This window comes from Helicobacter labetoulli (genome assembly GCF_003670275.1).
Classification (GTDB): domain Bacteria; phylum Campylobacterota; class Campylobacteria; order Campylobacterales; family Helicobacteraceae; genus Helicobacter_C; species Helicobacter_C labetoulli.
The window spans coordinates 21,398-35,405 of the sequence record NZ_QXJF01000014.1 but is presented as its reverse complement, the minus strand read 5'-3'; the positions used below and the strand labels follow the sequence as shown (position 1 = coordinate 35,405).

The window sequence follows — 14,008 nt, the reverse complement described above, 5'->3', positions numbered from 1 at the left end:
TACACAATGCTTCAGTTTTTAAAAAGACTTTTTTCTCACCCCATTAGTTACCATTGGCTTATTCTCATTGTGAGTGCGTATATTGCCCTATGTCTTAATCGTCCCTTTCATCAAACCTTTGATAGTGCTGCTTTATCAGCGGGGTTTGTGTATCTTGTATGGGTGAAGTATATCGTGCATATAGCCATTTTGGCATTGGCTTTTGAGATTCTAGCCTTAAGAGTAAGCGTTAAGTATATTTTGATTTTCGTGCTACTTTTATGTAGTGTGTGTGGATTCTATATGGAATCTTTGGGTGTGGTGATTGATGAAGATATTATCCAAAGTGTATTTGAGACACACACTGATGAAGCTTTGAGTATGATAAGTCTTGGGCTTGTTATGTATGTTTTGCTTTTTGGTATTGTTCCAAGTGTGGTTATATGTTTTATAAAGATAAAGTGTTGTAGCTTTGTCAAAGCATTACGACCAAAATTATTCTTTATGCTTGTTTTAGCCATTGTGATTGGTGGAAGCTATATGTCTATGGGCAAAGATATTATCTTTGTGTTTAGAGAGCAAAAAATACTTGGGGATATGCCCAACCCTATTGCCCCTATTCGCTCTCTTGTGTTATATATTCAGCATTCAAAAGAGAGGAATTTCACTCCTATGCTTGTAGCTCAAGATGCGGTGTTGGGTGCGGATTCTCCAAAGCAGATTGTGCTATTTGTGATTGGCGAGAGTGCAAGAGGTGCAAACTTCTCACTTAATGGCTATGAAAAAGAGACAAATCCCTACACAAAAGCGTTTAATGTTATAAGTTTTAGAGAATTTTACTCTTGCGGTGTGATTACAGCTATTGCTGTGCCTTGTATGCTTACACACTACACGAGAGAGACCTACACACATCGTAATCTTTCGCTTTATGTTAATAATATTCTTGATATTGCTCAAAGTGTTGGGTATGATGTGTGGTATTTGGGAAATAATGGTGGAAAATGCGTCGGAGGTTGTGATAGAAATATTCATAATACCCTTTTTTACCCAACTGATAGCCTTGATAGTGTAATGCTAAAAGATATACAAGCGATAATCAAAAATGCAGAGCAAAACAATCAAAATACATTTATCGTCATTCACGGCTATGGGAGTCACGGAGCTTCATATACGAGCCGCTATCCAAAGGAGTTTGAGCGTTTTACCCCTGTGTGTGAGCAAAAAGAGCTATCAAAATGCACGAATGAAGAGATAAGGAATGCTTATGATAATTCACTCCTTTACACAGATTGGGTTTTAGCCCAAATGATAGATATGCTAAAAGCAGATTCTAATGGAGAGGATTCTAGCTCTATGCGTTCTATGCTGTGGTATGTGAGTGATCACGGCGAGAGTTTGGGTGAGCTTGGGCTGTATATGCACGGAGGGCTTGGCTATGCTCTAGCTCCAAAGTATCAAAAGCATATCCCCTCAATTATGTGGTTTAGCCAATCGTGGGGTGAGATTCCACATTTAGCAAGAAAAAGAGTGGAGCAGGAATTAAGTCAAGATTATGTATTTCATACACTTTTACATATTTTAAATGTGCAAACACAGGATTATGATAAGAATCTAGACATTTTACAGCTTTAAGATTTTGTAAAGATTCTAAAATGGAGAAAAATAAATGAGAAAGAGCTTTTATTTTGTAATGTTATTTTGTGTTTTGCTACATCCACTTTATGCGCAGATTCAAAATACAGCTTTGCTTACACAAAGTGATTTAGAGCAGGTGAGCCAACTAGCTGGTTTAGACTTATTGCAGTCAAATTTTTTAGAATCTCAAGGCAAAAAGGTTTTTATGCTTTCAGATTTTAATAATATCAGTGATTTTAATGCAGATATGCCTTTTATGGCGAGATTGTTTCTAGCGACATTAAAAGAAAATAAAAATTTTGTCCTAAGCGGTGCGATTGCGAGTAATGCTTTTAATGCTGACCCAATGCTAGATAAAATCCGCCAAATGCGTAATAACAAGGAGTTTGCAGATTCTATTCCTAAAGGTTCGCTTATTACTCCACAATATTCCATAAGTGCGCGTCTATCAAGTAATACGCGATTGCAAAAAGATACATACATCATTGAATATCACTTCATTTTCACATTGCTTGATTTGAAAAGTGGGCTTGTGGAGTGGGATTTTACGCATAATATCACAAAGTTAAGCAAAGAGTTACCAAGTGAGAGTTTAGAAAGTCAATATGGTATTGCGTGTAAAAATGATCAAAATATAGGAGATACTCATCTAAAAGAAGTTTGCGAGATTGCTATAAGTGAGCTGTGGGAAGGCAATGTGCAGGATATTGCAGAATCTAGGCGAGGGTTAATGTTGAGCTATGCACAAAAGGCAGTGAAGCTAGAATCTGCCTTTGGGTATCGTGCATTGGCTAGTTTGTATCGCTTTGGTGTTGGGGTAAAGCAAGATATGCAAAAAGCCTTGCAGCTTTATGCTAAAGCCTGTGAAAGCAATGATAGTGCAAGCTGCTATAATCTCGCCCTTATGGCACAAAACGCACAAGGTATGAAGCAGGATCTTGCTCAAGCTAAGGCGTATGCGGGTAAGGCTTGTGATTTGCAAATGAATGCGGGGTGTAGATTGCTAGAATCTTTAGAAAAAGCTAAAGCAGTAGAGAAGCTTGATGAGCGTGTGTTGGAGCTACAGGAGCAGTGTGAAAAAAATATACCTTCAGCTTGTAATGATTTGTCCTTTTCTTATTATCACGGGCTTAATGGCGTGGTAAAAAATGATGCCATAGCCGTGGAGTTTATGCAAAAATCGTGCAGTTTTGGTGGCATAGGTGGATGCTATCATCTTGGACTATGGTATTCAGGTGGGTATGGTGGGCTACAAAAAAGTAATCAAAAAGCCATAGAGCATTTTGTAAAATCCTGCGATGAGTTACAAGTCAAAGAGGCGTGCAAAGATTCTAGCCTTACTCAATGTCAAAATAATGAGCAAAATTACAAAAGTGTGGCGTGTCAAACTATCGGGGCATTTTACGAGCAGGGTGGGACTGATTTGCCACAAAATACAAGCAAGGCACTTAAATATTATCAAAAGGCTTGTGATATGGGGCTAGAACTTGCGTGTAGAAACTTTGAATCTTTAAAAGCAAAAACGCAGTGAATGGCGTTGTTTTTAAGAATCTAAATCCCAAAGATTTGTAAATACGCTAAAGCCTAGCTTAACGCCTCAAATAATGACAATCAGCAAATCTAGCCTTTAAGTCTAGGCTAGATTCTATTTAATGCAATGGCTTACGAATTTTGAAAAATTATCTATAATATTTCCACCCTTGCGGAATCCAAGCCCACAAGATTCGTAGGCAAAAAACACATTAGGCTGATAGTAAGAGTCTTTATGCGAGTTTAGCTCATAAAAAGCCTGATACACGCTTTTGTGATTAGCATATATGCCATCTTTAGATTCTACAATCCTGCCTTGTGAATCTAAAATCTCAATATTTGCTCCCTCGCGTCCAAATGCCTTTTTGCAAACCTGCTTTGTGTTGGCTAATGGCTCAAAACTCGCAGGAAGCAATAAGGGGTGATGTGGAAAAAGATCCCAAAGAATCTTTAGCATTCTTTTGCTTTGAAAAAGGAGTGTGTAGGCGGGGTTAAGAAAAATAGTGTTGTGATTTTGCATCATCTCACTCATTAGCAAGGCAAGTTCAGGCTCATCTATGGCGATATTCTCCCACGGAATAAGCTTAAATAAAAATTCATAATTCACCCCTTCAAAGCTTACACCTTCATTTGCACAAAAGCTTATCTTATCAATCGGGGCAAAATCACATATAAAGCCAGATTCTCTAGCGATATATTCTAAAAAACGCGTTGTGCTAACATCTTCGCTAGAATCTGCAATGCAAGAAAATAAAATTTTCCAACCCTCATAGAGTGAGCCAAAGGCTGAAGTATCTTCTCCTAGCGTGATAAGTCGCTTAAAATTTTCGCTCAAAGCGTTGTGAATGTTATTAAACTGCTTATTTTCATCAAGATTGTTGTATTTGAGCAATGCCCATTGCAAAAGTGCGCTTTCATATAGCATTGTTGGTGTATCAGCATTAAACTCTAAAAGCTTAATGGGTTTGCCTTCAATCCCACCAGCAAGGTCAAAGCGTCCATATAAATGCCAATGTATGTCCTCCTCCCAGCTTTGCTTTATTGCGTTAATCAGGCTAGGTGGAATGTCAAGCTCAAAAAATAAATCATTTTCTATGACATACTCTCCAGCCTCTACAAACATATCATAGAGTGTATTTCCCGCTTCATAGAAAGCATTTGCCTCCTGCTCTGTGATATGGATAAGCTCATCGCTGATATAAGAGGTGTTATCCAAATCCGTATGCCACGCTAATCCCATAGATTCAAGCTGCTGTGTGTTAGGTAGTGAAAGAGTAGTGATTGTCATTTGATTTCCTTTTTTGTTGTTGTGTGGGTTTTTGCATATTTTATAGATTTTACACGCCTTAATAGATTCTATATGTCGTGATTATCCGCCGTAGTTTTGTGTGCCTTTATTTGTGCTTGTCCCGCTATTATTACCCCCAAAAAATCCACTTTTTCCAGCATTGCTTTTTGTGCCACTAGTGGTATTTTTATTATTAAAGCTATTTTTGCTTCTCTCATAGGCTTGTGGGGATTTGTAGTTGCGTTGTTGGTTGGCTTGATAGTTGGGGTTATTAAAAAGTTTGTTGCCAATATAGCTTCCCAAAATTGCCCCTGCTGCACTTGCTAAAATCGCCCCGCCAAGCCCCAATCCTCCACCATTTGGGTTTGTTAGCTCACTTGTCCCAGCGTTGATTTTACTCTCTTCTTGCTTGATAAGCTCATCAATTTCGGCTTGACTTAGCATTCGCTCATCGCCATTTTTATCTTTGAGCATAATGCGTGTTTGCTCGCTTGGATACTCTTCAAGCACTTTGTAGCTCCCATCAAACTGCTCTTCAATAATCACAAATGCACCATTTTTTTGGCTATTTTGTAAGGTGGAATTAAGTTCGTTATTGTTGTTACCCGAATCACACGCATTTAGTCCAAAAATAGCCATCACGCCAAGTCCGCCAACCATAGCATAGTTTTTAATCGTATTGATGTGTTTCATTTGTTACTCCTTTTAACTCTAAAGATTATACCAAAGCTGATTTTTTATGATGTAAATGTATATAGAGATGCAAGACATCAATGCTCGCAGGGGTGATACCGCTAATCTCACTTGCTTCAAAAAGGCTTTTTGGTGTGAATTTTTTAAGTTTTTCTATCACTTCAAGGCTTAGTCCGGGAATCTTGTCAAACACAAAATCACGCGGAATCTCCACTTGTAGCATTTGCTCCATTTGTCCAATTTGATTTTTTTGTTTTTGTATGTAGTCAAAATACTTAGATTCTATAAAAATCTGCTCAATTGCCTCTTTGCTCATAGATTTTACATTTTCTACTCCACACTTTGTAAGCAGTATTCTAAGCGTTTGGGATTTTAACTCCTCTCTTCCAATGATATGAATAAGCAAAGTCTTATCGCTAATGGGTGAAAGCCCAAGGGAAGATAGCATATCAAGTGAGATTTGCGATGGGGTAAGGTAATTATTCTGTAAATAATTCATCGTGTTTGTGATATGCTCTTTATCTTGCATAGTTTTTTCATAATATTCCTTTTCAACTAAACCAAATGCAAACGCATAAGGCACAAGTCGCAAATACGCATTATCCTCACGCAAAAGCAACCGATACTCCGCACGAGAGGTAAAGACACGATAAGGTTCTTTTGTGCCTTTTGTTACCAAATCATCAATCATTACGCCGATATAGCCCTCATTTCGTGCTAGGCTAAAAGATTCTCCTTTTAATGAGAGTGCGGCATTAATCCCTGCCATAATGCCTTGAGCAGCGGCTTCTTCATAGCCTGTTGTGCCATTAATTTGTCCTGCTAAGAAAAGATTTGCACATTTTTTTGTCTCCAAAGTGTGATAAAGCTCGGTTGGCTCTACATAATCATACTCTATGGCATAGCCATAGCGTGTGATATGAGCATTTTCTAGTCCTTCAATGCTGTGAATCATCTCCTCTTGCACATCAATAGGTAATGAAGTTGTAAGCCCATTGATGTAATATTCCACCGCTTCCTTAGTTTGAGGCTCTAAGAAAAGCTGATGTCGCTCTTTATCGGCAAAGCGGTTGATTTTATCTTCAATGCTTGGGCAGTATCGCGGTCCTACCCCTTCAATCTGCCCTGTAAAAAGCGGTGCGCGATGGAAATTGCTACGGATAATATTGTGGGTTTTTTCATTTGTGTAGGTTACATAGCAGGAGAGTTGTGTTGGGGCAAAATCCTTTGTCTTGTGGCTAAAATGTGGAGGGTTGCTATCACCACTATGGGTTTCAAGGCGTGAAAAGTCAATACTTCGCCCATCAATCCTAGCACAAGTCCCCGTTTTCAGTCGCCCCAAAGACAAGCCTAGCTCCTGCAAAGAAGTGCTAAGATTCTGCGGACTCATCTCGCCAAAGCGTCCATTTTGAATCTTGCTCTCCCCAATATGCACAAGTCCTCGCAAAAAAGTTCCGGTAGTAAGTATAATAGCCTTAGCATAATAAGTTTTGCCGATATTTGTTTTCACACCTTTGGCTATAAATCTCCCTTGTGAATCTTGCTCGTAGATAAGAGATTCTACGCTTTCTTGTGAAAGTGTGAGATTTGGGGTGTTAAGGGCTATGTCCTTGGCGATAATGCTGTATCTATCCATATCAATTTGTGCTCGTGTGCCACGCACAGCAGGACCCTTAGAAGAGTTCAAGATTCTAAATTGAATTCCGCATTTATCGGTAATCTCTCCCATAACGCCACCTAGAGCGTCTATCTCTTTTACCAAATGCCCTTTGCCTAGCCCTCCCACTGCGGGGTTGCAGCTTGCTAGAGCGATATTTTGAATTAAAAGTGTAAGCAGGTGCGTTTTTGCTCCCATTTTTGCACTTGCTATACTCGCTTCTAGCCCAGCGTGTCCGCCGCCCACGACTAAAACATCATATTCCATTAGAATCCTTGAAAAATTTTTGGCGTATTTTACTCTAGAATGGTTATTTTTTGCTATTCTCACGCAAACAAACAATAGATAAGGGATAATGATGAAAAAACAATTATTGCGTCGCATAGGGTTTTTTGAAAAGATAAGTGAAAAAAGCCTAGTATCTTTAGAATCTATTACAAAGATAAAAAATGTAGATAAAAATGAGATTCTATATTATGAAGGAGATGTGCTTAAGTGGGTGTGTTTGCTTGTGAGCGGGCATTTGGAGCTATACAAAATGGATAAAAATGATAATGAATTATTTTTGTGCTATGTGGATAGTAGGCTTAAGGGTGCAAGGCTGATTAATGCTTGTGGGGCTTTTAAGCCTTATGAGGCAGCTGCGAGTGTGCGGGGCATAGAGCCAAGTGTGGTAGCACTCATTGAGATGGAGCCTTTGGCATTGCTTGTGAAGCAGAATATTGAGATAAGTAATGCTTTTTTATCTGCGTTTATGGATAAGGCGATTGTGTTTAAAAATTTTATCAATTTTAAGGAAGTGTATGATAGCACTTCGCGTGTGGGGTATTTGCTCCACACGGAGCTAGAGAGGTTTAATAAAACTCAAAGGCAAGTCATAGCACACGAGCTTAATATCAAGCTTGAAACGCTAAGCAGAATCTTGCAAAAAATGCAACAACAAGGTTTGCTTAGCAAAGATCAACGCGGAGATTTGTGTATTAATGATAAATCTACCTTTGCCACACTTTTTGGTAATGTCAAAATGGCTAAGATTCAAGGCTCTATATCATAAAATGCTTTTTTGAGATTGATTGTGCCGTGGTAGAGCGTGTTTTGCAAAATCTCTATGATTTGCCCTGAGGTTGTGCCATTGCCAAATGGGTGGGAGATATTTTTTGGGGCAAAATCCTTACTTGCAAGATGATTGATAGAATCTAAAACTTCTTGCACATAGGCTTGTGGCTCTTCTGGGTTTGGCGTGATACTTATCACAGAGTGGGGCATAAGCCGCCCTTTTTGTCTATCGCCAATATTAATTGTAGGCGTATTAAGGATAGGAGCTTCGCCCAAACCGCTTGAGCTATTGCCTATCACAAACTTTGCAAGTTTTACACTTGAGAGATACAGCACCCTGCCCAAACTCGCACAAAGCACTATGTTTTGCGGATATTTTCTCATATAAGATTCTAGCACTTCATTGATGAGGCTTCCGCCACTATCGGCATTTGCCTTTGTCGCTAGAATCTTGTATGGGCTTTTGAGCAAGGCTTGAAGGATAAGTGTGATTTCCTGCGTTGGATTTGTGGATTCTAAAGTGGTGGAATGAAAAGTCAGCACACAAAAAGAATCTAAAAAATGTGCAGGGGTTTGAAGGGTGGATTCTAGCTCTGCTTGAGTAAGCAATGGTGTGTTATGGATATTTTCAACGGCTAATGATCCGACATTAAACACACGCGATGGGTTTTCGCCTAGCTGAATAACGCGTCTCCTATATATCTCTGTGCTAGCAAAATGCAAATAGCTCATTTTAGTGATACAATGTCGCATATACTCATCATTTGCACCTTGCGTGGTTTCGCCACCGCTGATATGGGCTATGGGGATATTGAGATTGGCACACGCGATAGCCACACCAAAAGCCTCATATCTATCACCTAGAAGAATAACCATATCGCAAGGAGTTTGTAAGAAATATTGACTAAAGGCTGTGATAGTGGCTGCTAGGGATTTTGCTATGTCAAGTTGAGTAGAGCTAGAATCTTGCAAGATAGGGATTTTAGCAGTGATATGAAAGCCATCAGATTTTATTTCTTTGTAGGTATTGCCAAGGGCTTGGCTAAGGTGAGAGCCTGTAACAAGCAGGGAAAAATTAAAAATATGATTATCTCTTAGGGCTTTAGCAAGTGGGTAGAGTAAGCCCCATTCCGCACGAGTGCCGGTAACTAAAGCTATGGACTTAAGAGATTTAGAGTTAGAGCTTTTCCTTAAGGAGCATAAAGGATTCTGCATAGAGAGGGACTTCATCTATCGCCCCCCCCCAGCTAAATTATGGGCTAAATTTTGCATAGATGTCGCGTCCGCTCCGCGGATACAGCCACGATAGAGTGCTAGGGCTTTTAGGTTTGGGATTGAACGGGGGAAGGGCAGGATTCCCACTTCACTTTCATAAATTGCCATAATCTCGCATTTTTTAGCAAAAAACTCGCTAATATCCACAAACACATTTGGCACAAAGCTCTGTGCGGCAAAGCTAGGGGCAAACTCACTCTCGCTCAAAGTCTCCATCATTAGCACGCGTTCAATGCTTGGGTAGCGAAAGGACTTCGTGCAGGCAAATGCAGATTCAAAAATCACGCGATGATCGCTATGCACATCATACGCAAAGGGTAGATAGATAATATTAGGCTGTATTTGTTTGAAAATGGCAGAAAATGCACTAATAATTTTACTTTTTGGATATTCATCAACCTTCATTGTTTTAAGCCCTAGTCTATGCACGCTTGAAAAGCCATAGGCTTGGCATACGGCGATGATTTCATTCTCTCTTTTTTGGATTACTTCTTTGCTGAAGCCCTCTTCTTCAAAAATATCTGTGCAAAAAATGCAGTGGATTCTATCTCCTTGAGCTTTGTGCTTGAGAAGTGTCCCACCAGCACCTAGCGTTTCATCATCTGGGTGCGTGGCAATAATTAGAATGTCTTTATTCATTTGTGTCCTTTATTTTAATACTAATGTTTGATGAAGTGGATCTTCTTTTTTACTTAAAAACCGAGAAAAGTCCAAGGTTTTTATAAGTTCATACGCTCTTTTTGCACTTCTACCATCACCATAACTATTTTGTATATTTTGGATAGATTCTCTAAATGTAGTGCTTGTCGCTTTGATAATAGAATCTTTAATATCCTGCTTATTTGATGAGCAGAAAATGACATTTTTATCTGCCATACGACCGGTTTGTCGCATACCGACATTAATCGCAGGTATTGGGATAGAAGCTGCCTCGCCTATCCCAGAACTGCTGTTTCCTATTATAAACTCCGCTTGTTTATAAATAGATAAAAATAAATCTCTATCTATGTTTGCGTAAAAAATAAAATTTTGATGTGTCTTGAAACGCTCTATTGTAGCAATAAGCTTTTGATTGCCATAATCAACATTTGGATAGCTTACAAAAGCTCCTATATTTGCCTCTTGTAAGGATTCTAAAATATTTGTAAAAATCACATCAACAATATCTGCTTCTTGTGTAACAGGGTGAAAAATAAGAATAGCGAATCTTTCAAGTTGCTTTCTATTGAATTTTGAAAAAATCTGTTTCAAGGGCATAGGGTTAAAATCCACAAATTTATCTAGGGCAATGCTTCCAATATTATAGATTCTCTCCCTTGCTTCCCCCATTGCTACAAGTCGTTTCAAGTGTGCTTCACACGATACAAAATGTAGGCTTGATAGCTTTGATGTGGCGTGTCGTATCGGGTTATCAATATAGCCATCACGGACATGGTCTCCACCAAAAAAGTGAATTGAAGGAATACCAAGATAACCACTTATCATACTGTAGATCACCACATCTTCCCTATCTCCCGCATAGCATAAGACATCTGGGGCAAAATCTGCAATAATCTCTAGTGAATTTTGCAATAAAAGACTAGCACTTTTAATCCTTGATATTTTAGAATCACTTGCAAGAAGTGTTTCTATTTTTGCAAGGATAGGGATATTATCTTTTTCAATTTCTTTCACAGAATATCCATAAATAGGCGAAAGGTGTGCTCCACTCACTAAAAGGCGAAAATCTATTTGTGAATCTTGTGTAAGCAGTTTATACAATGGACTTAAGAGGTCATATTCTGAACGAATAGAGCTAAAGGCTAGAATTTTTTTCATCAAAACACATCCGATAAAATAGGTGAAAAATCTAAAGAGGTTTTATCTTTCAGTATAGGAAAAAAAGTCATACAAATGGGTTGAGTATTTTTATGAATCTTGCTCTCAAATTTTAGTGGCATTAGCACTTCCTTATGATTAAAATTTTGCGTTGGTATAGGGATTTGCACTTGATTATCAAAGATGTGTAACACATCAATCACATCATTATAGAGCTTGTAAATGATTTGGCAGTCTGTATCAATATGCTTATAGTATTGATGAAATGACAATCTCCACTGCAACATTTCTTGCGTAAAGCGAAGTTGTTGCCAAGGCAGAGACAGAACCTGATGTAAGGGTAGGGTTGAAAAAGCATATTTGCCTATAAGCTCAAATCTACCGAGTTTTGACAAGATAGGATAGGCATTAGCATTTGGAAAAGCAAGGATAAAATCAACTTTATCTTCCATAGCTACTTCTTTTATGGTGTTGAGAATGGCAAAATACGCTCCATTTTTCCGCACACTTTCATCAATCATTGAGGTTGTAAAGAGATAATAATTGTAGCTTTGCTCATCAAGCTTGGCTTGGATTCTTGTGATATTCCCCATACCCTTAATCGCGTTATCGCGAGTGTAGCAAATCATTTTATTGCCAAATGGTGTGGCGGTAAAAAATCTTTCATAATACGGCATAGGCTTACGAAAGATTTTGTGAAACAAGTTTTGAATCTCTGCCTGATAATTTAATTTATCTTTGCTATTTTCTAAAATAATAATATTCTCTCTCACCCTCTTTTCCTTTTCAATCTCTCGCTCACTTCCAAAGATTCCGCAACGATGACTTTACTTGGAATCTTAAAGGGGGCAAGTTTGTCTTTACAGAAAGTTCTTATGTATTTTTTTAATTCTAGATTCTGCGTTACCTGCGTTGTCTCTTTGGTGCTTTTAGCGGATTTGCAAGTGTGGATTTGTTGCTTTGCAACTGCATCTTCGCTCAAGGATCGGTCATTACCCCTTAGGTAACTCCCTTCGCCTTTGCTTTGAAAACCACTAAAATCACTCAAAGATACTTCCGCAGTGTTGCTGTCTGTGTTTTTAGAATCTAAGTTTGCAGATTCTGCTTTGCTAGATTTTATGTAATGATTAGAATCTAACACCACCTTTACACTTACACTTTGCCCTGTAATCGCATTAGATTCCCCATATACAACACAATCACTTATAAATGGAATCTGTAATAGCACTCCCTCAACTTCTTGTGGGATAACTTTCTCTCCACCCACATTTATAACTTCTTTTGCCCTGCCTATAATCTTTATATACTCTTCCCCATTAATAGTTTTTACTTCTACTAAATCTCCAGTAGCAAAGTAGCCTTCATTATCAAACACACTATTATCACTATTAAGATAGCCTAGTGCGTTTGTGTGGGATTTAAGATAGAGTATATTATCCACTATCTTGTAGCCTGCATTTATGATTCTAAAAAACTCTGCGAAGTCGCTCTCATCTGTTTGTTTGGTTTTAATGGCATTTGTCTCACTTGTCCCAAAGCTTTGCTTGAATCTTGTGTGCGGCAGGGCTTGTTGCAAAGATTCTAAAAGTTTTGAAGACATTTTTTCGCTTCCATAAATGACTAGCTTTAAATGAGTTAAATCATAATTGCCTAATCCAGCAACAAGCAAAAGTCGCAATAATGTCGGCGAAGTAGGTAAAATCTCTACTTTATGTTTTTGTAAAGATTCTAGAATCCACTGCGGACTTCGCTCTTTTGGGATAATAAGGCTTCCACCACCCCCAAAGGTATTTAGCATTACATCAATCCCTGCGATATGGTCTGGCAAATATAGACTCATTATACGCAATGGATTTTGCCTTTTATTACAATAAGATTCTAAAAGTGTATTTAGATTATGCACTATGGCTTTGGGTTTGCCTGTGCTACCGCTTGAAAAAAGGATTAATCCGCCATTATTTTGCTTTTTTAAACTATCAAGCAAACTATGTGATTTTGGACTAATAGAATCTAGCTTGTTTTCTTGTGTATCTAATACAAACTCTACCCCAAAATCTTGTAGCGAAATGTCAATATTTCGTGGAAGTAAGGGGGCTATAATACACTGCTTTTTGCATAAAGCCAAAAATGCTATGATATAAGAAAGGCTATAATCCCCCCTAAGTGCTATCACTGCATTATTTGGGATTGTAAGCATAGTTTGAGAAAGACTAAAGGCTGACATTTTCTTGCAAAGCTCCGCATAAGTGTAGGGTGTGTCGTTGAGTATTAAGGCATTTTTGTCGCCATAGCACGACATTTTGTGCATAAATGAACTTACGCACATTGTAAATTCTCACATATAGAGATATGGCGAAATGATAAAGATTTATAACGATAGATTGCATAATAATAGGACTCATAGAGTGTTACCCCCCCCCCCCATTAGTAAGTCGCAATTTCTTGAATCTCTCGCTCACTTCCAAAGATTCCGCAACGATGACTTTACTTGGAATCTTAAAGGGGGCAAGTTTGTCTTTACAGAAAGTTCTTATGTATTTTTTTAATTCTAGATTCTGCGTTACCTGCGTTGTCTCTTTGGTGCTTTTAGCGGATTTGCAAGTGTGGATTTGTTGCTTTGCAACTGCATCTTCGCTCAAGGATCGGTCATTACCCCTTAGGTAACTCCCTTCGCCTTTGCTTTGAAAACCACTAAAATCACTCAAAGATACTTCCGCAGTGTTGCTGTCTGTGTTTTTAGAATCTAAGTTTGCAGATTCTGCTTTGCTAGATTTTATGTAATGATTAGAATCTAACACCACCTTTACACTTACACTTTGCCCTGTAATCGCATTAGATTCCCCATATACAACACAATCACTTATAAATGGAATCTGTAATAGCACTCCCTCAACTTCTTGTGGGATAACTTTCTCTCCACCCACATTTATAACTTCTTTTGCCCTGCCTATAATCTTTATATACTCTTCCCCATTAATAGTTTTTACTTCTACTAAATCTCCAGTAGCAAAGTAGCCTTCATTATCAAACACACTATTATCACTATTAAGATAGCCTAGTGCGTTTGTGTGGGATTT

The 14,008-nt window shown here is 38.4% G+C and carries 12 protein-coding genes; 3 read left to right on the top strand and 9 right to left on the bottom strand.

Going from position 1 to position 14,008, the window contains the following annotated elements:
- Positions 1-6 precede the first annotated feature (6 nt).
- Positions 7-1,611 carry a phosphoethanolamine transferase gene (locus EBF12_RS08235; protein WP_121727228.1) on the top strand — a complete coding sequence of 535 codons (1,605 nt, stop codon included), beginning with the start codon at positions 7-9 and terminating at the stop codon, positions 1,609-1,611.
- 34 nt (positions 1,612-1,645) lie between these two features.
- Entirely contained in the window at positions 1,646-3,145 is a 1,500-nt protein-coding gene (locus EBF12_RS08230) for an SEL1-like repeat protein (RefSeq protein ID WP_121727227.1), read from the top strand.
- 114 nt (positions 3,146-3,259) lie between these two features.
- Here EBF12_RS08230 and EBF12_RS08225 read toward each other — a convergent pair whose 3' ends face one another.
- The 3 genes from EBF12_RS08225 to mnmG form a co-directional block, all read right to left on the bottom strand.
- Positions 3,260-4,432, bottom strand: a complete 1,173-nt coding sequence (locus EBF12_RS08225) for a glutathionylspermidine synthase family protein (protein WP_121727226.1) — start codon at positions 4,430-4,432, stop codon at positions 3,260-3,262.
- An 81-nt stretch (positions 4,433-4,513) separates the two neighbouring features.
- Positions 4,514-5,125, bottom strand: a complete 612-nt coding sequence (locus tag EBF12_RS08220) for a UPF0323 family lipoprotein (RefSeq protein ID WP_121727225.1) — start codon at positions 5,123-5,125, stop codon at positions 4,514-4,516.
- 25 nt (positions 5,126-5,150) lie between these two features.
- Positions 5,151-7,049 carry a tRNA uridine-5-carboxymethylaminomethyl(34) synthesis enzyme MnmG gene (mnmG, locus tag EBF12_RS08215; RefSeq protein ID WP_121727224.1) on the bottom strand — a complete coding sequence of 633 codons (1,899 nt, stop codon included), beginning with the start codon at positions 7,047-7,049 and terminating at the stop codon, positions 5,151-5,153.
- A gap of 91 nt (positions 7,050-7,140) precedes the next feature.
- Between mnmG and EBF12_RS08210 the strand changes: the two genes are divergently transcribed.
- Positions 7,141-7,836, top strand: coding sequence for a Crp/Fnr family transcriptional regulator (locus EBF12_RS08210; protein WP_121727223.1), 696 nt, complete (start codon positions 7,141-7,143; stop codon positions 7,834-7,836).
- Here the strand turns inward: EBF12_RS08210 and neuC (EBF12_RS08205) are convergent.
- The 6 genes from neuC (EBF12_RS08205) to EBF12_RS11940 form a co-directional block, all read right to left on the bottom strand.
- Complete coding sequence (gene neuC / locus EBF12_RS08205) at positions 7,818-9,068, bottom strand: UDP-N-acetylglucosamine 2-epimerase (RefSeq protein WP_121727222.1); 1,251 nt, start codon at positions 9,066-9,068, stop codon at positions 7,818-7,820. The genes EBF12_RS08210 and neuC (EBF12_RS08205) overlap by 19 nt on opposite strands.
- On the bottom strand, positions 9,069-9,752 hold the full coding sequence (locus EBF12_RS08200) for a PIG-L deacetylase family protein (RefSeq protein ID WP_244196466.1): 684 nt from the start codon (positions 9,750-9,752) through the stop codon (positions 9,069-9,071).
- A 9-nt stretch (positions 9,753-9,761) separates the two neighbouring features.
- Positions 9,762-10,931, bottom strand: coding sequence for a UDP-N-acetylglucosamine 2-epimerase (gene neuC, locus EBF12_RS08195; protein ID WP_121727221.1), 1,170 nt, complete (start codon positions 10,929-10,931; stop codon positions 9,762-9,764).
- Positions 10,931-11,704, bottom strand: a complete 774-nt coding sequence (locus tag EBF12_RS08190; RefSeq protein WP_109205010.1) for a hypothetical protein — start codon at positions 11,702-11,704, stop codon at positions 10,931-10,933. Before EBF12_RS08190 ends, neuC (EBF12_RS08195) begins: the two co-directional genes overlap by 1 nt.
- Positions 11,701-13,257, bottom strand: a complete 1,557-nt coding sequence (locus tag EBF12_RS08185) for an AMP-binding protein (RefSeq protein WP_208630966.1) — start codon at positions 13,255-13,257, stop codon at positions 11,701-11,703. Before EBF12_RS08185 ends, EBF12_RS08190 begins: the two co-directional genes overlap by 4 nt.
- An 82-nt stretch (positions 13,258-13,339) precedes the next feature.
- A partial coding sequence (locus tag EBF12_RS11940; protein WP_425269268.1) for an AMP-binding enzyme occupies positions 13,340-14,008 on the bottom strand: 669 nt, incomplete at its 5' end.

What these genes read in the sequence shown, in the direction of transcription:
- EBF12_RS08235 (WP_121727228.1), top strand. Translation starts at nt 7, where the DNA reads ATGCTTCAGTTTTTAAAAAGACTTTTTTCTCACCCCATTAGTTACCAT.
- EBF12_RS08230 (WP_121727227.1), top strand. Translation starts at nt 1,646, where the DNA reads ATGAGAAAGAGCTTTTATTTTGTAATGTTATTTTGTGTTTTGCTACAT.
- EBF12_RS08225 (WP_121727226.1), bottom strand. Translation starts at nt 4,432, where the DNA reads ATGACAATCACTACTCTTTCACTACCTAACACACAGCAGCTTGAATCT.
- EBF12_RS08220 (WP_121727225.1), bottom strand. Translation starts at nt 5,125, where the DNA reads ATGAAACACATCAATACGATTAAAAACTATGCTATGGTTGGCGGACTT.
- mnmG (WP_121727224.1), bottom strand. Translation starts at nt 7,049, where the DNA reads ATGGAATATGATGTTTTAGTCGTGGGCGGCGGACACGCTGGGCTAGAA.
- EBF12_RS08210 (WP_121727223.1), top strand. Translation starts at nt 7,141, where the DNA reads ATGAAAAAACAATTATTGCGTCGCATAGGGTTTTTTGAAAAGATAAGT.
- neuC (WP_121727222.1), bottom strand. Translation starts at nt 9,068, where the DNA reads ATGAAGTCCCTCTCTATGCAGAATCCTTTATGCTCCTTAAGGAAAAGC.
- EBF12_RS08200 (WP_244196466.1), bottom strand. Translation starts at nt 9,752, where the DNA reads ATGAATAAAGACATTCTAATTATTGCCACGCACCCAGATGATGAAACG.
- neuC (WP_121727221.1), bottom strand. Translation starts at nt 10,931, where the DNA reads ATGAAAAAAATTCTAGCCTTTAGCTCTATTCGTTCAGAATATGACCTC.
- EBF12_RS08185 (WP_208630966.1), bottom strand. Translation starts at nt 13,257, where the DNA reads ATGTGCGTAAGTTCATTTATGCACAAAATGTCGTGCTATGGCGACAAA.